Origin of the sequence: Pseudomonas sp. C9-3, from assembly GCF_032392015.1 — a bacterium.
GTDB lineage: Bacteria > Pseudomonadota > Gammaproteobacteria > Pseudomonadales > Pseudomonadaceae > Pseudomonas > Pseudomonas nitroreducens.
Genome location: NZ_CP135919.1, coordinates 423,917 through 444,520, shown reverse-complemented (window position 1 = coordinate 444,520; position 20,604 = coordinate 423,917). Strand labels below are relative to the sequence as shown.

The following is a 20,604-nucleotide window of genomic DNA, read 5'->3' as shown; positions in this document are numbered from 1 at the left end:
AGGCTGCAGGCGAGCGCCTACGCGCCTTTCCAGGTCAATGCGTAGGCATCATCAGCCACAAGGGCGGTTGAAGGAGGAATGCCATCTCCTGCGCCGCAGTCTGGCATAACCCGCGCCCATGAAAAAGCCCCGCCTAGGCGGGGCTTTTTCCTACAGCAGGTGCCGGGTGGCTTACATCATGCCGCCCATGCCACCCATGCCGCCCATGTCCGGCATGGCCGGAGCAGCCTTGTCGTCAGCCACTTCGGCAACCATGGCCTCGGTGGTGACCATCAGGCCGCCGATGGAAGCAGCGGCTTGCAGGGCCGAACGGGTGACTTTGGCCGGATCGAGGATACCCATCTCGATCATGTCGCCGTACACGCCGGTAGCAGCGTTGTAGCCGTAGTTGCCCGAACCTTGCTTGACCTTGTCGACCACGACGCTCGGCTCGTCACCGGAGTTGGCAACGATCTGGCGCAGCGGAGCTTCGACAGCGCGACGCAGCAGGGCGATACCGACGTTCTGGTCTTCGTTGTCGCCCTTCAGGCCTTCGATGGCCTGCAGAGCACGTACCAGAGCGACGCCGCCGCCAGGCACCACGCCTTCTTCGACCGCAGCACGGGTAGCGTGCAGGGCGTCTTCAACGCGGGCTTTCTTCTCTTTCATCTCGACTTCGGTGGCAGCGCCAACCTTGATCACGGCAACACCGCCGGCCAGCTTGGCCAGACGCTCTTGCAGCTTCTCACGATCGTAGTCGGAGGAAGTCTCTTCGACCTGCTTGCGGATCTGCAGGACGCGAGCTTCGATGTCGGCCTGAGCGCCAGCGCCATCGATGATGGTGGTGTTTTCTTTGCTCAGTACGACGCGCTTGGCGTTACCCAGGTGCTCCAGGGTGGCGCCTTCCAGGCTCAGACCGACTTCTTCGGAGATGACGGTGCCGCCGGTCAGGATGGCGATGTCCTGCAGCATGGCCTTGCGGCGGTCGCCGAAGCCCGGAGCCTTGACGGCTGCGACCTTCACGATGCCACGCATGTTGTTGACGACCAGGGTAGCCAGGGCTTCGCCTTCGACGTCTTCAGCCACGATCAGCAGCGGACGGCCGGCTTTGGCAACGGCTTCCAGGACCGGCAGCATTTCGCGGATGTTCGAGATCTTCTTGTCGACCAGCAGCAGCAGCGGGCCGTCGAGCTCGGCAACCATGGTGTCCGGCTTGTTGATGAAGTAGGGGGACAGGTAGCCACGGTCGAACTGCATGCCTTCTACGACGGACAGTTCGTTTTCCAGGCCCGAGCCTTCTTCAACGGTGATCACGCCTTCTTTACCGACCTTGTCCATGGCTTCGGCAATGATGTTGCCGATGGAGTCGTCGGAGTTGGCGGAGATGGTGCCGACCTGGGCAATGGCCTTGGTGTCGGCGCAAGGCTTGGCCTGCTCTTTCAGCTGGGCAACGATAGCGATGGTGGCCTTGTCGATGCCGCGCTTCAGGTCCATCGGGTTCATGCCGGCAGCGACGGCTTTCAGGCCTTCGTTGACGATGGCCTGGGCCAGAACGGTAGCGGTGGTGGTGCCGTCACCGGCAGCGTCGTTGGCCTTGGAGGCAACGTCTTTCACCAGCTGGGCGCCCATGTTCTCGAACTTGTCTTTGAGTTCGATTTCCTTGGCGACGGAAACGCCGTCCTTGGTGATGGTCGGAGCACCGAAGCTCTTGTCCAGGATGACGTTACGGCCTTTCGGGCCGAGGGTCGCTTTAACCGCGTCGGCCAGGACGTTTACGCCGACCAGCATTTTCTTGCGAGCGGAATCGCCGAACTTAACTTCTTTGGCAGCCATGTTCTGTTTCCTCTAAATCGAATTCGGTGGGGAGTGGACGGACTGAAATCAGTCTTCCAGGACGGCGAGGATCTCGGACTCGCCCATCACCAGCAGTTCTTCGCCGTCGACCTTGATGGCGTTGCTGCCGGAGTAAGGACCGAACACCACCTTGTCACCGACCTTGACGGCCAGAGCGCGAACTTCGCCGTTGTCCAGGACACGGCCGGCACCAACAGCGACCACTTCACCGCGGTTCGGTTTTTCGGCGGCGGAACCCGGCAGCACGATGCCGCCTGCGGTTTTGGTCTCTTCCTCGCTGCGACGGATGACGACGCGGTCATGCAGAGGACGAAGCTTCATAGTCGTAACTCTCCCAAACTGTGATTTCCAACGGCCAGATCGATGCCCGGCAGGTTTTATTGAATCCGGCGTTGCCGGTTTGCGTCCCGGCTGGCGAGACGCGTAAAGAGCAGCCTGTCCATGCGACAGGGACCTTGCGGTGACCGGTACATAAGGTCGCTACAAGGCATTTCAAGGGTGTGACGAAAAAAATTTTGCAAACGGAGGGTGCTCGCGGCGGCCGAAACCGCCCGAAACTCAACGCAGGCGGTCGCGGTCTTCCTCGCGGCGCTGGTACTCGCCTTCGATCACGCTGGGGCCACCACGTTGCTGGGCGGCGGGATCGTCGGCAAAGGCCCGGCGGCGCTCGGCCTGTTCCTGCATGCGCTGGCGCACGCGGCCAAGCATCAGGCGGCGGGTGAAGGGGATCAGGCAGAGCAGGCCGATGGCGTCGCTGATGAAGCCCGGCAGCATCAGCAGGCCACCACCCAGGGCGATGACCAGGCCTTCGAGCATTTCCTGTTCGGGTAGCTCGCCACGATTCAGGCGCTCGCGGGCACGCAGCGCGGTGGCGACGCCAGCGACACGCAGAACAGCGGCACCGATGAAGGCACCGGCAATGATCAGCAGCAGGGTCCAGCCCACGCCGATCACGCTGCCGACCTTGATCATCACGGCCAGCTCGATCAGCGGGAACAGAAGAATCAGGAAAAGAGGAACTCGCATCGATGTTTCCTTGGCGGGGCATTTACCCAGATAACGGGAAAGGTGGCGACGTCCCGCGCCAATTTCAAGGGAATGCCCGGGGATTGTTCAAGCCTGGATGACTTCACTACCCGGCCAGACGTCCGCCCTGGCCAACTGCACCAGCGCCTGGCGCACCGCACCAGGATTACCGCAGGGCACAGGGAACGGCAGCCAGTGCAGGCCCTGGCCGATGCGCAGGTGGAAACCTTCGGTATCAATTCCCACCAGCTGCGGATCCTTGCCCGCGGGCAGCCCGGCCAACTCGACGTAGTGTTCGATCGCACTGGCATGGTCGCTGTTCATGTGCTCGACCATGCTCCTTTCCGCCTCGCCGACGAAGGGATTGGCCAACGGCACGCTGTCGGCGCCCAACCAGTGGATATCGCCGAAGCCGCCGATGAAACGCCACTGCACCGGCTCGAGTACCCAGAAATCGAAGTCGTGGACGATGTGGTAGTCCTGCGAACCAGGGAAATAGCGGTAGTAGCGCTCGGCGGCGCCAGCGATGGCGTCGACATCCTCGATCATCAGCGCCTCGGCCAGCAGGGTCAGGCGGCCGGCGGCCTGGATGTCGTCGACGCCACGCTCGCCGATGAGCAACGAGCATTTGCCATCCATCTGCAGGTTGTGGGTGTGCTGGGCGATGCGACTGATCAGGATCAGCGGGCGGCCCGCCTCGTCCAGGCAGTAGGGCACCACGGAGCCGAAGGGAAACCCGGACCACTTCTTCGAGTGGGTGGAGAGGACGCCGCGGTATTCCTTGAGCAGCAGTTCTCGGGCATGCTTGGCAGCTTTCACGCTCAACTTATGACTCCTCGCAAAGAATCCGTCGCAAACGGACGGGCAGGACTGACTCTGTGCACAGCTGCCGGCGGGGCCTTTCACCAGAAACTGTTCGTGGGGTTGTTCCGATGCAATTGAAAGACAAGGTCATCATCATCACCGGTGGCTGCCAGGGCCTGGGCCGCGCCATGGGCGAGTACCTCTCCGGCAAGGGCGCGCGCGTCGCGCTGGTTGACCTCAATGCCGAAAAACTGGACGAAGCCGTGGCTGCCTGCAAGGCCGTCGGCGGTGACGCCCGCGCCTATCTGTGCAATGTCGCCAATGAAGAACAGGTTACCCACATGGTGGCCCAGGTCGCCAGCAACTTCGGCGCCATCAATGGCCTGGTGAACAACGCCGGTATCCTGCGCGACGGCCTGACCATCAAGGTCAAGGACGGCGAGCTGAGCAAGATGAGTCTGGCCCAATGGCAGGCCGTGATCGACGTCAACCTGACCGGCGTGTTCCTCTGCACCCGCGAAGTGGCAGCGAAGATGATCGAGCTGAAGAACGAAGGCGCGATCGTCAACATCTCCTCCATCTCCCGCGCGGGCAACATGGGCCAGGCCAACTACTCCGCGGCCAAGGCCGGCGTCGCCGCCGACACCGTGGTGTGGGCGAAGGAATTGGCGCGCTACGGCATCCGCGTGGCCGGCGTAGCTCCGGGCTTCATCGAGACCGACATGGTCGCCAGCATGAAACCCGAAGCGCTGGAGAAAATGACCTCTGGCATCCCACTCAAGCGCCTGGGCAAGCCGCTGGAAATCGCCCACTCGGTGGCCTACATCCTCGAGAACGACTACTACACCGGCCGAGTGCTGGAGCTGGACGGCGGCCTGCGCCTGTAATCCTCCCGCCCATGAAAAAGCCCCGCCATGTGCGGGGCTTTTTTGTGCTTTTTGTAGGAGCGAGCTTGCTCGCGAACGTTTCCCCGCCGTCGTTGGGGTTGTTCGCGAGCAAGCTCGCTCCTACATAAATCGGCGTTACCAGCCCACGCCCAGGCCAACGGTGTAGCGGCGCTCGTTGACGTCGCATCGTTGCCGCTGAGCTTGTCCCACTCGGCCTTCAGGCTCAGGGACGCCCAGGAAGTCAGCTTGTAGCGGATGCCCGCCTCGCTCTCCAGCTCGTAGTCCACATTGGACTCCAGAGGCTTGCTGACTTCGCCGTTGGTAAACAGCTCGAACTGCTTGGCCAGCAGGTAGCGGTTGTAGTCCCACTTCAGGCTGGTGCTGTAGAAGTGGGATTTCTCATCGTCGACGAATTCGTAGTCGTTGCGGTTGACCAGCGTCGCCAGGGAGAACGCGCCCAGCTCGTTATCCCAGAACTGGTAGCCCGGGCCGGTACCGACGGTGCGCTTCTTCTGCAGGTCCTCGATCCAGTCGCGCTTGTACTGCGCCTGCCCCTGCCAGAACCAGTGCTCGTCGAGGAAGCGGTCGAGGGCGTACTGCGCCGAATAGTTGTCGGTGCTGACCTGGTTGTTCTTCTTCTCGCGGTTGTACTCACCCTGCAGGTTGTGGCGCCAACGGCCGTGGCGGGCGTTGGTCTTGAAGTCGATGTCGTAGTCCTCGACATCGTTCTCGGCCTGCTTGTGGTCCAGGGAGAAGTCGACGTTGCCGGTCCATACCCAGTCTTCCAGGATCGGCTTGGGCGGCATCATCTGCTCGATCTTCGCCAGTTCCACGGTACGCGGCTGGCCGTTGACCAGCGTGACCTTGCCATCGTCCGACGCCTTGATGCCCTTGGAGTGCTCGCCGGTTTCCTCGTCGTACTTCACCAGCAGGTTCTGGTCCGTCTCAAGGGTCTTGATCTTGTCCCATTTCAGGGTGATCTCCCCGCCATAGTCAGTTGCCAGCAGCAGCTTGCCGCCGTCGAACAGCTTGATGGTGCCGGTCAGACGGTCCCCATTCTTCAGCCAGACGGTATCGGCGAGGGCGGAGAGGGAACAGGAAGCTAGGGCAATGGACAGCAGGGTTCTGGGCAACATGAGTCGAATTCAACTGGATTGAATGGGCAAAAAGCCGGGCATTATCCAGATACCCGACACTAGAGCAACGACTGACCGGCCCAGTTGCAGGGAGTTCACCATGACTGACAGATGGATCTTAGGAATAAGCTGACTTGTAAGACCCGCACCAACCGATATTCTGAGCGTCAGCCCCTCTGCCACGGTGCATTCGATGCCCAAGTCCAAGCCCACGGCCAGCACGCCGATTCCCGATCTCGGGCTGGAGAGCCTGCAGGTTCGTCGCGAGGCGATCTTTCTGGTCATCGCCCAGGTGCCGGAAGGTTGCGTCACCACCTATGGCGATGTCGCCCGCCTCGCCGGGCTGGGCCGTTCTGCCCGGCTTGTAGGACGCATCCTCAGCCAACTCCCCGAAGGCACCCGCTTGCCCTGGCACCGGGTGATCGCCGCCGGTGGCCGCATCAGCCTGCCCATCGGCACTGTTTCGGGTAACGAACAGCGCGCACGATTGCGTGCAGAGGGTGTCAGAATCCATAACGATCGGGTGGACATACGTCGGCACGGCTGGCCTAGCGGCGAGCAGTCCTAGTAAAGTTCGCGAGAATTTTTGACCTGCTGGAAAACACCCCCATGAAAGAGCATTCCTGGCGAGAGGCATGGATTGCCTACAAGTCTCCCGCCAGCCTCGCGCTTTTGCTGCTGGGATTCGCCGCCGGCCTGCCTTACATGCTGGTGCTTTCCACACTCTCGGTGTGGTTGCGTGAAGCGGGTGTCGGCCGGGAAACCATTGGCTTCGCCAGCTGGATCGGGCTGGTGTACGCCTTCAAATGGGTCTGGTCGCCCATGCTCGACCAGTGGCGCCTGCCCTTCATCGGCCGTCTGGGCCGTCGCCGCTCCTGGCTGGTGTTCTCCCAGGGCCTGATCGCCATTGGCCTGCTCGGCATGGCCCTGTGCAACCCGCAGTCGCATCTGAACTGGCTGATCGCCCTGGCGATGGTCGTGGCCTTCGCCTCGGCCACCCAGGACATCGCGATCGACGCCTACCGCCTGGAAATCGCCGAGAACACCCGCCAGGCCGCGCTGGCCGCGTGCTACATGACCGGCTACCGGGTCGCCGTATTGTTCGCCACCGCCGGCGTGCTGTTCCTCGCCGAATGGGCCGGCTCCAGTGCCCTGCACTACAGCCAGTCGGCCTGGGCGCTGACCTACGCGGTGTGCTCGCTGGCCATCCTGCCCGGCCTGATCACCACCCTGCTGATGAAAGAGCCGCCGGTGAACGTGCAGCCGCAGGCCGGCAGCTCGGCTTTCGCCTTCAACCACCAGTTGCTCTCGGTGCTGACCCTGCTGGTGCTGCTGATCTCCGTGCCGGCCATGCTCACCGCGCTGACCGCCCAGGCCTGGCCGCGGGCGGCGCTCTACGGAATCTTCATCGGCATCTGCATGACGCCCCACGGCCGCCGGCAGATCCGCCCGGTCCGCGAGCTGCTGTCGAAGGTACGCCGCCCGCTGCTGCTGGCCGTGCACGGGCGCGGCCTGCCGCAGTTCGACTTCGTCCACCAGGCGGTTTCGGTGATCGTGCTGATCATCCTGCTGGTGACCGGCACCGCATTCATCAACATGACCGAAGCTGGCAAGTGGTGGCTCGCCCTCCTCTACCTGCTGATCGCCCTGAGTTGCATCTCCGCGCCGGGTCGGCTGCTGATGGCCCCGGTGCTGACGCCGATCACCGAGTTCGTCCGCCGCTACCGCTGGCAGGCCCTGCTGCTGCTCGGGCTGATCTCCACCTACCGCATGTCCGACACCGTCATGGGCACCATGGCCAGCGTGTTCTACATCGACATGGGCTTCACCAAGGACACCATCGCCACCGTCAGCAAGCTGTTCGGGGTGATCATGACCCTGGTGGGCGCGGCGGCCGGCGGTGTGCTGATCGCCCGCTTCAGCATCCTGCCGATCCTGTTCATCGGCGGCGCGGCCTCGGCGGCGACCAACCTGCTGTTCGCCTTCCTGGCGCAGATGGGCGCGATCGACGATCCGCATCTCATGGGGCAGAACGTCTTCGCCCTGCTGAAGGTACTGGAGCCCCACGTCACCATGCTGGTGGTGACCATCATGCTCGACAACTTCAGCGGCGGCCTGGCGACCTCGGCCTTCGTCGCCTACCTGTCCAGCCTGACCAACCTGAAGTTCTCCGCGACCCAGTACGCCATGCTCAGCTCCACCATGCTGTTGCTGCCGCGCTTCATCGGCGGCTACTCCGGCGCCATGGTCGAGGGCATGGGCTATGAGCGGTTCTTCTTCTTCACCGCCCTGCTCGGCGTGCCGACGCTGCTGTTGATCGGCTGGCTGTGGCTGCAGCGCAAGAACGACATGACCAACGGCGCCGCCGAGGAAGCCAGCGAAGCCCCAACGCAGCCAGCCAGCGCCGAACGCCCCTGAACTTGCTGATGAAGTAGCGCCCATGAAAAAGGCCGGCAAATGCCGGCCTTTTCCGTTCCGCGTGAGGGATCAGTCCGCCAGGACGGCGTCCTCTTCACCCTTGACCACACGCACCACCTTGTTCGGCGCAAGGTCGATGCCGTCGTCGCGCAGGCGCTGGCGCACCTGCTCGTTGAGCATGAAGGTGACGGCCCAGTAGTCGGAATTGGCGGTCCACAGGCGCAGCGACAGGGTCACCGAGTTCTCGCCCAGGCCCGCGACCACCACCACCGGCGCCGGCGACTTGAGCACGCGCGAATCCTCCGCCAGCTCCTTGAGGATGGCACGAGCGCCCTCCAGGTCGGCGTCGAAGGCCAGCTTCACATCGAAGGTCACCTGGCGGGTCGTCTGGGTCGAGGTGTTGGTGATGATGCCGTTGGACAGCGCGCCATTGGGTACGATCACCGTACGGTTGTCACCGGTGCGCAGCACGGTGTGGAAGATCATGATGTGGTCCACCGTGCCGGAAACGCCCTGGGCTTCGATCCAGTCGCCGACCTTGAACGGACGGAATAGCAGGATCAGCACGCCGCCGGCGAAGTTCGACAGGCTGCCCTGCAGCGCCAGGCCGATGGCCAGGCCGGCGGCACCGATGGCGGCGACGAAGCTGGTGGTCTGGATGCCGATCATCGACGCCACGCTGACCATCAGCAGGATCTTCAGGATGATGTTCACCATGCTGCCGATGAAACCCTGCAGCGTCTTGTCCACATGCTTGGTGGACAGCAACCCGCCGATACGACGGGTGAACAGGTTGATCACCCACCAACCGATCAGCAGGGTCAACAGCGCCAGCACGGCATTGCCCAGGTAAGCCAGGACGACCGGCGTCCAGGCCTCCGCACTGTTCATGATCTGCTCGTAATTCATATCCATGGATGCAGGCCCCTTGTCTATTGCCATTCCAAAAACAAAACCGCCATGGCAAGCCATGGCGGTCGGGAGTTCGCCGAGCGACTCTATTACTGCGACGTCGCGCGGGCGCTGAGGTTCCGCAGCTCTTACAGAGCAGCGCGCATCAGTCGCGGAAGTTGTTGAACTGAAGCGGCATACCGAGGGATTCACCACGCAGCAGCGCGATGGCTTCCTGCAGGTCATCACGCTTCTTGCCGGTGACACGCACCTGCTCACCCTGGATGGCGGCCTGCACCTTGAGCTTCTTGTCCTTGATCAGGGCGACGATCTTCTTCGCCAGATCCTTGTCGATGCCCTCGCGGAAGGTCACTTCCTGCTTGACCACCTTGCCCGACGGGAAGGGATCCTTGGTTTCGATGCACTGCACATCGATCTTGCGCTTGACCAGGCTGGAGCGAAGAATGTCGAGCATCTGCTCAAGCATGAAATCCGCCTCGGCGGTCAGGGTGACGGACTTGTCCTTGGTCTCGAAGCTGCACTTGCCCTTCAGGTCGAAACGGCGGTCCAGTTCCTTGGCAGCGTTATCCAGGGCGTTGGTCAGTTCGTGTTTGTCCAGTTCGGACACCACGTCGAACGAAGGCATGACATCTCTCCAGATGGACGGCGCGACCCGGTTCACAGACGGGACGACGCCTGGCTTGACGATAAAAATGCGCGGTCATTATAACTGACAGACAAGACCGCGCCCGGCCTCTGACGTCGTTAGCCGGCATTTCCTACCCGTTTCCGAGACATTCCATGCCAACCAACCATCTCAGCATCCTGGTAGTCGACGATGCCAAGTTCTCCAGCGCCATGATCGGCCGCGCGCTGAGCCAGGCCGGCTACCTGAACGTGCGCTTCGCCAGCAGTGCCAGCGAAGCGCTCGACCTGCTGGAAAAGCAGCCGGTGAGCGTCCTCCTCGCCGACTGGCTGATGCCCGAGATGGACGGCCTGGAGCTCACCGCCCGAGTGCGCCAGCTCGACGAGAGTGGCGACCACTACACCTACATCATCCTGCTCACCGGCAAGGAGGGCGACAACGCCCTGGCCGAAGCCTTCGACCGTGGCGTGGACGACTTCGTCAGCAAGTCGGCGATGAACGAGCAACTGGTGCCCCGCGTACTGGCCGCCGACCGCCTGAGCAATACCCTGCAGCGCCTGCTGATGGAAAACCGCCTGCTCACCGAGAACATCACCAGCCTGGAAGAACGCAACCTGGTGGACAGTGCCACGGGCCTGGGCAACCAGCGCTACCTCAAGCAGAAGCTGGCCGACAGCATCCGCCAGGTGGAATCCCGTGGTGGCGCCGTGTGCTACATGCTCATCGGCCTGCCGGAGTTGGCCGAACTGGGGCAGAAGCACGGCCAGTCATTCCAGAACGAACTGCTCCATGGCGTCGCCCGGCGCCTGCAGCAACTGGTACGACCGCTGGACGTCCTGGCGCGCATCGACGGCCAGCATTTCGCCCTGATCACCCTGCTCGAAGACCTGCAGGAATGCTCCCCCAGCAGCTTCCGCCGCCTGCACGAAGGCCTGAACCTCAAGGCGTTCAAGACCAGCGAAGGCTTCATCACCCTCAAGGCCGGCATCAGCCTGGTGGGCCTGGACGCCAAGGCGCTGCCCGTGGAAGTCGAGCAACTGATGCAGCAGGGCCGTGCCCTGCTGCCCGATGCCTTCGCCAGCGGGCGAATCAACGCCAGTCGACTGACCGGCCTGCGCTAAACTTCGCGGTAAGCCCCCGAACCCGCGAAGTTTCTCCCATGACCTGGTCTATCCTCGGCGCCGGCAGCCTCGGTTGCCTGTGGGCCGCCCGCCTGTCCCGCGCAGGCCTGCCGGTGCGCCTGCTGCTGCGCGACCGCCAGCGCCTCAACGCCTACCGCGCCCTCGGTGGCGTCACCCTGATCGAAGACGGTCGCGAGAGCCTCTACCCGATACCGGCCGAAACCGCTGCGCAAGGCGCGCCGATCCAGCGCCTGCTGCTGGCCTGCAAGGCCTACGACGCCGAGTCTGCCGCCGCCAGCGTGGCGGCGCGCCTGGCCCCCGGTGCCGAGCTGATCCTGCTGCAGAACGGCCTGGGTAGCCAGCAGGCGGTCAGCACCCACCTGCCGCGCGCACGCTGCCTTTACGCTTCCAGCACCGAAGGCGCATTCCGCGAATCCGACTTCCGCGTGGTATTCGCAGGCCATGGCCAGACCTGGCTGGGCGACGAGCACGGCGGGCCCACTCCGGCCTGGCTGACCGAACTGGAGCAAGCCGGAATTCCCGCCCAGTGGAGCGAGAACATCCTCGAACGCCTGTGGCGCAAGCTGGCCCTGAACTGCGCGATCAACCCGCTGACGGTGCTACACCAATGCCGCAATGGCGAACTGGCCGGGCACCCCGATGAAGTTGCCGCGCTGTGCGACGAGCTGGGCCAGTTGCTGCACGCCTGCAACTACTCCGCCGCTGCGCAGGAATTGCAGGGCGACGTGGAGCGCGTGATTGCCGCCACTGCGGCGAACTTCTCCTCCATGTACCAGGACGTCGCCCAGGGCCGGCGCAGCGAAATCGCCTATCTGCTCGGCCACGCCTGCCGCGAAGGTGACCGCCTGCACCTCGCCCTGCCGCGACTGCGAGCCGTACACGAGCGCCTGCGCGCCTACCTGGTGGCGCGCGGATTGCCCGACACCTGATCGCGGGCTACCCTGCCCGCCTCTCCTGTTTTTCCAAGAAAGCGCCCATGCCTTCACCCATGAACCTGCGCCAGCGCCTGGAAGACCTGCCGGTCGGCCAGAAGATCCTCGCCGCCCTGCTGGTGCTGCTGGCGACCGTGATGCTGGTGGCCAACCTGGCCTTCATCAGCGCGGCCTACTGGATTTCCCAGGACAGCGTCGCGCCCCAGGCGCTGCAGACCATCGGACGGCTGATCGCCAACCCGGCGCTCAGCGAGCCGGCGTTGTCCTCGCCCACCCAGGCCCAGGTGCTGCTGCGCCAGCTGGACGACTACCAGCCGCTGCGCGCCGCCGCACTGTATGACAGCAACGGCGAACGTATCGCCCAGTCGCCGGGCAACGGGCCCATTGCCCTGCCCGAGCGCCTCGATCACCTGGAGCGCTGGCGCCAGCACGAATACCGCCTCAACGCGCTGTTCGAACTGCCTCAGGCCGGCCGCAACAGCGGCTACCTGCTGCTGGTGGCGAGCAGCGAGCTGCCGGGCGCCTTCTACACCGGCACCCTGACTGCCAGCCTGGTGATCCTCGCCGTCTCGGTGCTGCTCTGGCTGCTCATCGCCCAGCAGATTCGCCGCCTGATCACCCGGCCGATCCGCAGCCTGGAGGAGCTCTCGCGCCAGGTCACCCGCGAGGAGAACTACGCCCTGCGCGCCGAGCGCGGCAATGCCGACGAGATCGGCCGGCTGGCCGACGCCTTCAACACCATGCTGACCCGCATCGAAGCCCGCGAACAGCAGCTCAAGCGCGCCCGCGACGACGCCCAGGAAGCCGTGGAACAGGCCCAGTCGCTGGCCGAGGAAACCCGCCGCTCGAACCGCAAGCTGGAGCTGGAAGTCCAGGTGCGCAGCAAGATCGAGAAGAAACTCACCGGCTTCCAGCACTACCTCAACAGCATCATCGACTCGATGCCCTCGGCGCTGATCGCGGTGGACGAGCAGCTCTACGTCACCCAGTGGAACCAGGAAGCCAGCCTGCTCTCCGGCACCAGCCTGGACGACGCGGTGAACCAGCCGGTATTCCTCGCCTTCCCGTCGCTCAAGCCCTTCCTGCCGCAGCTCACCCGCGCCGCCGAGCAGCACAAGGTCGAACGCGTCGAACGCGTCACCTGGGCCCTCACTGACGCGCCGCGCCATTACGCCCTGACCTTCTATCCGCTGATGGGCGGCACCGGCCGTGGCGCGGTCATCCGTATCGACGACATCACCGACCGCCTGGGAATGGAAGAGATGATGGTGCAGTCGGAGAAGATGCTCTCCGTCGGCGGCCTCGCGGCCGGCATGGCCCACGAGATCAACAACCCGCTCGGCGCCATCCTGCACAACGTGCAGAACATCCGCCGGCGACTGTCGCCGGAGTTGCCGAAGAACCTGGAGGTAGCCGGCGAAGTGGGCGTGCGCCTGGACGACCTCAACCACTACCTGGAGGCGCGGGAGATTCCCAAGCTGATGGATGGCATCCAGTACGCCGGCTCCCGCGCTGCGAAGATCGTCACCCACATGCTCTCCTTCAGCCGCCGCAGCCACCGGCAGATGGCTGCCTGCGAGCTGCCGGCGCTGCTGGAACAGGCCGTGGAGATCGCCGGCAACGACTTCGACCTCACCGGCGGCTTCGACTTCAAGTCGCTGGAAATCGTCCACGAGTACGACCCGCGCCTGGGCCCGGTGCCGGTGATCGCCAACGAAATCGAGCAGGTGCTGCTCAACCTGCTGAAGAACGGCGCCCAGGCCATCCACCTGCGTGACGATGAAGAGGAAGGCGAGTACGGCCGCATCACTCTGCGTACCCGGCTCAATCCGCCGTGGGCGGAAATCCACGTGGAAGACAACGGCTGCGGCATGCCGGAGAACGTGCGCAAGCGCATCTTCGAGCCGTTCTTCACCACCAAGGAAGTCGGCCAGGGCACAGGGCTGGGCCTGTCGGTCTCGTACTTCATCGTCACCAATAACCACAAGGGGCAGATGGAGGTGCAGTCCGAGCTGGGTGTCGGCACCTGCTTCACCATCCGCCTGCCGCTGGCGGCCGAAATTTCCCCGCCGCTGCCACTGCTGGCGCGCGACGACAAGGAGCATTGAGCATGGGCAACCGCCTGTCGAAGATCTACACCCGCACCGGCGATGCCGGGGAAACTGGCCTGGCCGATGGCCGTCGCGTGCCCAAGCACCACCCCCGCGTGGAAGCCATGGGCGCCGTGGACGAGCTGAACAGCCACCTCGGCCTGCTGCTGGCCGGGCTAAACGAGGCGCGTAGCAGTGCGCTGGAAGAAGTGATCGGGGTGCTGGCGCCGATCCAGCACCGCCTGTTCGACCTCGGTGGTGAGCTGGCGATGCCAGAGTACCGTGCGCTGAATGATGCCGAAGTGGAACGACTGGAAACAGTGATCGACCGCTGGAATGAAGAGCTTGGGCCGCTTAAGAACTTCATCCTGCCCGGCGGTTCGCGCCTGGTCGCTCTCGCCCACCTGTGCCGCGCCCAGGCGCGCAACGCCGAACGCCGCTGCCAGCAGCTGAATGCCGAGGAGCCGCTGGAAGGCGCAGGCCTGCGCTACCTGAACCGACTATCCGACCTGCTGTTCGTCGCCGCGCGCTTTATCGCCCGCCGCCAGGGCGTGGAAGAGATTCTCTGGCAGGCCGCTGAGGAGCCCGCCTGATCGGTTGAGAGTCGACTCGTAGGAGCGCGCTGTGCGCGCGATCGCGGGCATAGCCCGCCCCTACTCGATAGTCCTGTGCTCGGATCAGCCCTCACCCTAACCCTCTCCCAGGGGGAGAGGGGACTGTTCGGTGCAGGATGACACCTTGTCGTTCGCCGGCACGGGCGGCTCCCTCTCCCCCTGGGAGAGGGCTGGGGTGAGGGGAAGGCGCTGGTACGGACTCACCTGAAGAACACAGTTGCTCCTACAGGGAGCATCGTAGGATGGCGTGGAGCGGAGCGATACCCATCGCCGCCCCACGCAAAATGCCTGTCAGCCTTCGTTCTTCGGCCAGAACGCTCGAATACCCGCCACGCCCTGTGCTCCGGCCTGCCAGGCGCGTTCCAGGTCCTGCGGGCCGACACCGCCGAGCAGGAACACCGGCTGGTTGAAGCCATCGATCAGCTCCGCCGCCGCTTCCCAACCCAATGCAGGCTCGCCCGGATGGCTCTCGGTGGGCTGCACCGGCGACAGGGTGACGAAATCCACCCCCATGCGCGCCGCCAACTCCAGTTCCTCGGCGCTGTGGCAGGAAGCCGCGAGCAGACGCTCACGCGGGAACGGGCGACCATTGGGCGCGTATTTGCGCAGTTGCTCGGAGGTCAGGTGCCAGCCGGCCGCTGGGAAGTCGCCCAGCCACTCCAGCGGCCCCTTGAGCATCAACTGCGCCTTGCCAGCGCACAGGCCCTGCACATCCACCGCCAGGTCACGGTACTCGGGGCTGTACATATTCGGCGCGCGCAGCTGGATCAGGCGGATGCCATTGGCCACTGCGGCACGCACGCCTTGCACCAACTGGGGAATTTCCAGGCCATCGGGAGTGATCAGGTAGCGATCGGGCAGTCGCGCGGCCTGCACGATGGGCTCATTGGCCGCTGGAAACTCATAGTCCGGCAAGTCGCGCGGGGTAACCCAGGCCAACGGCTGGCCCTCGGCGCCGTGGGGCGCACCGGAAAAGGCCGAGACTTCCCAGACATCCAGCAGCACGTGCTTGTCGCTGTAGTCGTGCTGCACCCGGATCAGCGGGCGCGCCTGCTCGACGTCGATGCCCAGCTCTTCCTTCAGCTCGCGGGCCAAAGCGACATGCACCGCTTCGCCCTCCTCCACCTTGCCACCGGGAAACTCCCAGAGGCCGCCCTGGTGCTTGTCGTCCGGACGGCGGGCGATCAGCACCCGGCCATCGAGTCCGCGAATCACGGCGGCGGCGACATGTACTCGTTTCACAGTGCTACTCCTCAATCCGATTCAGGCAGGGCCCGCGCAGACCGGCATTCTACCGTCTTTGTCGGCCGGGTTCAGGCGCGTTCGACCATCGCCGCGTCCAGCCACGGGCGGAACGCCGGCCAGGCGTAGATGGCGTCGACGTAGTTCTGTGCCTCGATGGGCAGGGTCACGCAGTAGCTGCGCAGGCGCGTGGCGACAGGCGCGTAGAACGCATCGGCGATGCTGGCGTGGCCGAACAGGAACGGGCCGTCCTGGCCAAACTGCTGGCGACACAGAGCCCACAACTCGACGACGCGGGCAATATCTGCCGCCACCGCTTCGGGGATATCCGCCAAGGGCTGGTTGCGCTGGATGTCCATGGGCATATGCGAACGCAGCGCCATGAAGCCGCTGTGCATTTCCGCACAGACAGACCGGGCCAGCGCGCGGGCCGCTTCGCCACGGGGCCAGAGATGGGCTTCGGGGAAACGTTCGGCGAGGTATTCGGCAATCGACAGGGAATCCCAGATCAGTCCGTGCTCACACTTGAGCGCCGGCACCTTGCCGCTGGGCGAGTGCTCGCGGATGCGCCGCGCGGTGTCCTGGCCACCCAGGGGAATGAGGACTTCCTCGAACTCGGCGCCGGTGAGCTGCATGGCCAGCCAGCCGCGCAGGGACCAGGAGGAGACGTTCTTGCTGCCGATGATCAGGGTGAGGGACATGGACGCGATGCTCTTGAAGGTCAGTCAGGAGACCTTAGAGTGCGGCAGCCATGAAAACAAATTCCCGATTTTCATCGATCCATGAAAATCGGGAATCCGAATGAAGCGATGCGCCGGCGCCGGGCCGGCGCCAGATCAGGTGCGGTATTCCGCGTTGATCTTCACGTACTCGTGGGACAGATCGGTGGTCCAGATGGTCTCGCTGCAGGTGCCGCGGCCGAGATCGATGCGGATGGTGATCTCTTCCTGGGCCATGACTTTCGCGCCCTGGTCCTCGGTGTAGCTGGCAGCACGGCCGCCGCGGCTGGCGATGGCGACGTCGTCCAGGTACACGTCGATCAGGCTGACATCCAGGTCCGGCACACCGGCGCGGCCAACGGCAGCGAGGATACGGCCCCAGTTCGGGTCGGAGGCGAACAGGGCGGTCTTGATCAGTGGCGAGTGGGATACGGCGTAGCCGACGTCCAGGCACTCCTGGTGAGTGGCGCCGCCGTTCACCTGCACGGTGACGAACTTGGTGGCGCCTTCGCCGTCGCGGACGATGGCCTGCGCCAGCTCCATGGACACGTCCAGCACAGCCTGCTTCAGCGCGGCGAACAGCGCGCCGGTAGCGGCGGTGATTTCCGGCAGTGCCGCCTGGCCAGTGGCAACCAGCATGCAGCAGTCGTTGGTGGAGGTATCGCCGTCGATGGTGATGCGGTTGAAGGACTTGTTCGACGCGTCGCGCAGCAGGTCCTGCAGCACGCCCTGGGCAACCTTGGCGTCAGTGGCGATGTAGCCGAGCATGGTGGCCATGTTCGGTTTGATCATGCCCGCGCCCTTGCTGATGCCGGTGACGGTGATGGTCACGCCGTCGTGCTCGAACTGGCGGCTGGCGCCCTTGGGCAGGGTGTCGGTGGTCATGATGCCGGCGGCGGCGTCGGCCCAGTTGTCCACCGACAGGTTAGCCAGTGCGGCGGGCAGCGCGGCTTCGATCTTCTCGACCGGCAGCGGCTCGCCGATCACACCGGTGGAGTATGGCAGCACGGCGTTTTCCGCGACGCCGGCCAGCTCGGCCAGCTTGGCGCAGGTACGGATGGCGTTGGCCAGGCCCGACTCGCCGGTGCCGGCGTTGGCGTTACCGGTATTGGTCAGCAGGTAGCGCACCGGCCCCAGGAAGCGCTTGCGCGCCAGGATCACCGGAGCGGCGCAGAAGGCGTTGGTGGTGAACACACCGGCCACGGTGGAGCCTTCGGCGCAGCGCATCACCACGATGTCCTTGCGGCCGGGTCGCTTGATGCCGGCGGAGGCGATGCCGAGTTCGAAACCGGGGACCGGGTGCAGGGTGGACATGGGGCCGAGACCAACAGCCATGTGGCGCGCTCCTATCTAGTCAGTGAATCTAGTCAGTGAAACGAATCAGCGATTCAGATGAGAAAAACGCCGCGAGCGGCAGGGCCGGTCGCGGCGTCGGTATCAGGGTCGGGAGGCGTTATTCCACCTGACCGTGGCAGTGCTTGTACTTCTTGCCCGAACCGCAGGGGCACGGCTCGTTGCGGCCGATCTTCGGTTCGTTGCGGATGGGCTCCATCGGCACCACGTTGTCAGCCGGTACTTCGCCTTCCTCTTCCGGCTCGTCGGTGACCTGGTCCATGGACGGCGCAGCGGCGTGCTGGAACTGCATGCGCTTGGCCATTTCCTCGGCTTCGCGGCGCAGGCGGGCCTCTTCTTCGGCCGGGTCTTCGCGGCGAACCTGGACGAAGGACAGCACGCGGATGGTGTCGCGCTTGATGGAGTTCAGCAGTTCCTGGAACAGGTTGAAGGACTCGCGCTTGTATTCCTGCTTCGGGTTCTTCTGCGCGTAACCACGCAGGTGGATACCGTGGCGCAGGTGATCCATGGTGGACAGGTGGTCCTTCCACAGGTCGTCCAGCACGCGCAGCAGCATCTGCTTCTCGAAGGTACGCAGGGCTTCGGCGCCCGCCATGTCTTCCTTCTCGTTGTAGGCCGCGACCAGCTCGGTGAGGATCTTCTCGCGCAGGGTTTCCTCGTAGAGCTTCTCGTCGTCGTCCAGCCACTGCTGGATCGGCAGCTTCAGACCGAAATCGCTGTACAGCGCGGCTTCCAGACCGGCGACGTCCCACTGCTCGGGCAGCGACTGCGGCGGAATGTGCTCGCTGACGGTGTTGTTCAGGGTCTCTTCGCGGAACTCGACGATGGTCTCGCCGATGTTGTCGGCCGCGAGCAGGGTGTTGCGCATGTGGTAGATCACCTTGCGCTGCTCGTTGGCGACGTCGTCGAACTCCAGCAGTTGCTTACGAATATCGAAGTTACGGCCTTCGACCTTGCGCTGGGCCTTTTCGATGGCGTTGGTCACCATGCGGTGTTCGATTGCCTCGCCCGGCTGCATGCCGAGCGCCTTCATGAAGTTCTTCACCCGGTCGGAGGCGAAGATACGCATCAGGTGGTCTTCCAGCGACAGGTAGAAGCGGCTCGAACCCGGGTCGCCCTGGCGACCGGCACGGCCTCGCAGCTGGTTGTCGATACGGCGGGACTCGTGGCGCTCGGAGGCAATCACGTGGAGGCCGCCCGACTCGATGACCTGCTGGTGACGCTTCTGCCAGTCGGCCTTGATCTGCGCGACCTGCTCGTCGGTGGGGTTTTCCAGCGCGGCGACTTCAACTTCCCAGTTGCCGCCCAGCAGGATGTCGGTACCCCGACCGGCCATGTTGGTGGCGATGGTGACCGAGCCCGGACGACCGGCCTGGGCGATGATCTCGGCTTCCTTCTCGTGGTACTTGGCGTTCAGTACCTTGTGCTCGATGCCCGCGTTCTGCAGCAGCTGCGAGACGTACTCGGAAGTTTCGACCGAGGCGGTACCCACGAGGATCGGACGGCCCAGCGCCTGGCACTGCTGCACGTCGGTGATGATGGCTGCGTACTTCTCGTCCTGGGTCAGGTAGACCAGGTCGTTGAAGTCCTTACGGGCGACCGGACGGTGGGTCGGGATCACCACCACGTCCAGGCCGTAGGTCTGGCGGAATTCGAAGGCCTCGGTGTCGGCGGTGCCGGTCATGCCGGCCAGCTTGGTGTAGAGGCGGAAGTAGTTCTGGAAGGTGGTCGAAGCCAGGGTCTGGCTCTCGGCCTGGATCGGCAGGTTTTCCTTCGCCTCGATGGCCTGGTGCAGGCCCTCGGAGAGGCGGCGGCCCGGCATGGTACGACCGGTGTGCTCGTCGATCAGCAGGACCTGGTCGCCCTGGACGATGTATTCCACGTTGCGGTGGAACAGGGTGTGGGCGCGCAGCGCAGCGTAGACGTGGGTCAGCAGGCTGAGGTTGTGCGCCGAGTAGAGGCTCTCGCCCTCGGCCAGCAGGCCGTTCTGGGTCAGCAGCTCTTCAACGTAGGCATGGCCCTGTTCGTTGAGTTCGACCTGGCGGGTCTTCTCGTCGATGCTGTAGTGGCCCTGCTGGGTCACCTGGCCTTCGACTTCCTCGATATGACGCTTCAGGCGCGGGATCAGCTTGTTGATCTTGATGTACAGCTCGGAGCTGTCTTCGGCCTGGCCGGAGATGATCAGCGGAGTCCGCGCCTCGTCGATGAGGATGGAGTCCACTTCGTCGACCACGGCGAAGTTCAACTCGCGCTGGAACTTGTCCTCCAGGCTGAACGCCATGTTGTCGCGCAGGTAGTCGAAGCCGAATTCGTTGTTGGTGCCGTAGGTAATGTCGGAGGCGTAGGCAGCACGCTTCTCCTCCGGCGGCTGGAACGGGCTGACGATGCCGACAGAAAGGCCGAGGAACTCATACAGCGGACGCATCCAGTTGGCGTCGCGGCGGGCCAGGTAGTCGTTCACGGTGACCACGTGCACGCCTTTGCCGGACAGGGCGTTCAGGTAGACAGCCAGGGTACCCACAAGGGTCTTGCCCTCACCGGTACGCATCTCGGCGATCTTGCCCTCGTGCAGGGTCATGCCGCCGATCAACTGGACGTCGAAGTGGCGCATGCCCATCACGCGCTTGCCAGCCTCACGGGCGACGGCGAAGGCTTCCGGAAGAATCTGGTCGAGAGTCTCGCCCTTGGCGACGCGTGCCTTGAACTCTTCGGTCTTGGCCTTCAGTTGCTCGTCGGAAAGCGGGACCATCTGGGGCTCGAGTGCATTGATGGCCTGAACCTGCTTGGCCATGCGCTTCACTTCGCGCTCGTTCTTGCTTCCAAAGAGTTTTTTCAACAAAGGCGCAAACATATCGACTGGGTCATCCGAAC

General features: G+C 64.2%; 17 protein-coding genes, 1 pseudogene and 1 riboswitch. Of the genes and pseudogenes, 7 read left to right on the top strand and 11 right to left on the bottom strand.

Annotation, left to right across the window (positions count from 1 at the left end):
* Nucleotides 1-35: 35 nt before the first annotated feature.
* Nucleotides 36-98: riboswitch (Fluoride riboswitch) on the bottom strand.
* Nucleotides 99-171: 73 nt separating this feature from the next.
* From groL to RS899_RS02030, 4 genes are all read right to left on the bottom strand, one after another.
* The gene (gene groL, locus RS899_RS02045; protein WP_054906573.1) at nt 172-1,812 is read right to left on the bottom strand and encodes a chaperonin GroEL; all 1,641 of its coding nucleotides are present in this window, start codon (nt 1,810-1,812) and stop codon (nt 172-174) included.
* A 48-nt stretch (nt 1,813-1,860) separates the two neighbouring features.
* Nucleotides 1,861-2,154, bottom strand: coding sequence for a co-chaperone GroES (locus tag RS899_RS02040; RefSeq protein WP_009617968.1), 294 nt, complete (start codon nt 2,152-2,154; stop codon nt 1,861-1,863).
* A gap of 237 nt (nt 2,155-2,391) precedes the next feature.
* On the bottom strand, nt 2,392-2,859 hold the full coding sequence (locus RS899_RS02035) for an FxsA family protein (protein WP_024764084.1): 468 nt from the start codon (nt 2,857-2,859) through the stop codon (nt 2,392-2,394).
* An 87-nt stretch (nt 2,860-2,946) separates the two neighbouring features.
* Complete coding sequence (locus RS899_RS02030) at nt 2,947-3,684, bottom strand: HugZ family protein (RefSeq protein ID WP_315808965.1); 738 nt, start codon at nt 3,682-3,684, stop codon at nt 2,947-2,949.
* 107 nt (nt 3,685-3,791) lie between these two features.
* On the opposite strand from RS899_RS02030, the gene RS899_RS02025 reads away from it, so the two are divergent.
* The gene (locus tag RS899_RS02025; RefSeq protein ID WP_315808964.1) at nt 3,792-4,550 is read left to right on the top strand and encodes an SDR family oxidoreductase; all 759 of its coding nucleotides are present in this window, start codon (nt 3,792-3,794) and stop codon (nt 4,548-4,550) included.
* Between the two features lie 135 nt (nt 4,551-4,685).
* Here RS899_RS02025 and RS899_RS02020 read toward each other — a convergent pair.
* A pseudogene (locus RS899_RS02020) lies at nt 4,686-5,686 on the bottom strand (DUF481 domain-containing protein).
* 193 nt (nt 5,687-5,879) lie between these two features.
* Between RS899_RS02020 and RS899_RS02015 the strand changes: the two are divergent.
* Complete coding sequence (locus RS899_RS02015) at nt 5,880-6,254, top strand: MGMT family protein (protein ID WP_233299320.1); 375 nt, start codon at nt 5,880-5,882, stop codon at nt 6,252-6,254.
* A gap of 41 nt (nt 6,255-6,295) precedes the next feature.
* A complete protein-coding gene (locus RS899_RS02010) occupies nt 6,296-8,104 on the top strand; it encodes an AmpG family muropeptide MFS transporter (RefSeq protein WP_054906577.1) in 1,809 nt (602 codons plus the stop codon).
* Nucleotides 8,105-8,173: 69 nt separating this feature from the next.
* Here the strand turns inward: RS899_RS02010 and RS899_RS02005 are convergent, their stop codons facing one another.
* Both RS899_RS02005 and RS899_RS02000 read right to left on the bottom strand, forming a co-directional pair.
* Nucleotides 8,174-9,019 (bottom strand): mechanosensitive ion channel family protein, encoded by an 846-nt coding sequence (locus RS899_RS02005; protein WP_054906578.1) that lies wholly within the window; start codon nt 9,017-9,019, stop codon nt 8,174-8,176.
* A gap of 142 nt (nt 9,020-9,161) precedes the next feature.
* Nucleotides 9,162-9,641, bottom strand: coding sequence for a YajQ family cyclic di-GMP-binding protein (locus tag RS899_RS02000; protein ID WP_037016362.1), 480 nt, complete (start codon nt 9,639-9,641; stop codon nt 9,162-9,164).
* A gap of 155 nt (nt 9,642-9,796) precedes the next feature.
* On the opposite strand from RS899_RS02000, the gene RS899_RS01995 reads away from it, so the two are divergent.
* From RS899_RS01995 to RS899_RS01980, 4 genes are read left to right on the top strand one after another with little or no spacing between them, the layout of a single operon-like run.
* A complete protein-coding gene (locus RS899_RS01995; RefSeq protein ID WP_024764076.1) occupies nt 9,797-10,762 on the top strand; it encodes a response regulator in 966 nt (321 codons plus the stop codon).
* Nucleotides 10,763-10,800: 38 nt separating this feature from the next.
* Nucleotides 10,801-11,712 (top strand): putative 2-dehydropantoate 2-reductase, encoded by a 912-nt coding sequence (locus RS899_RS01990; RefSeq protein ID WP_315808963.1) that lies wholly within the window; start codon nt 10,801-10,803, stop codon nt 11,710-11,712.
* Nucleotides 11,713-11,771: 59 nt separating this feature from the next.
* On the top strand, nt 11,772-13,823 hold the full coding sequence (locus RS899_RS01985) for a sensor histidine kinase (protein WP_315810394.1): 2,052 nt from the start codon (nt 11,772-11,774) through the stop codon (nt 13,821-13,823).
* 2 nt (nt 13,824-13,825) lie between these two features.
* A complete protein-coding gene (locus RS899_RS01980) occupies nt 13,826-14,398 on the top strand; it encodes a cob(I)yrinic acid a,c-diamide adenosyltransferase (protein ID WP_315808962.1) in 573 nt (190 codons plus the stop codon).
* Nucleotides 14,399-14,710: 312 nt separating this feature from the next.
* Here the strand turns inward: RS899_RS01980 and RS899_RS01975 are convergent, their stop codons facing one another.
* The 4 genes from RS899_RS01975 to secA all read right to left on the bottom strand — a co-directional run bounded on the left by RS899_RS01975 (nt 14,711) and on the right by secA (nt 20,584).
* Nucleotides 14,711-15,661 carry a Nudix family hydrolase gene (locus tag RS899_RS01975; RefSeq protein WP_315808961.1) on the bottom strand — a complete coding sequence of 317 codons (951 nt, stop codon included), beginning with the start codon at nt 15,659-15,661 and terminating at the stop codon, nt 14,711-14,713.
* Between the two features lie 71 nt (nt 15,662-15,732).
* Nucleotides 15,733-16,362: a glutathione S-transferase family protein gene (locus tag RS899_RS01970; RefSeq protein ID WP_233299324.1), complete on the bottom strand. Its 630-nt coding sequence runs from the start codon at nt 16,360-16,362 to the stop codon at nt 15,733-15,735.
* Between the two features lie 135 nt (nt 16,363-16,497).
* Entirely contained in the window at nt 16,498-17,715 is a 1,218-nt protein-coding gene (argJ, locus tag RS899_RS01965) for a bifunctional glutamate N-acetyltransferase/amino-acid acetyltransferase ArgJ (RefSeq protein ID WP_315808960.1), read from the bottom strand.
* Nucleotides 17,716-17,833: 118 nt separating this feature from the next.
* Nucleotides 17,834-20,584, bottom strand: a complete 2,751-nt coding sequence (gene secA / locus RS899_RS01960) for a preprotein translocase subunit SecA (RefSeq protein WP_024764069.1) — start codon at nt 20,582-20,584, stop codon at nt 17,834-17,836.
* Between the last annotated feature and the right edge of the window lie 20 nt (nt 20,585-20,604).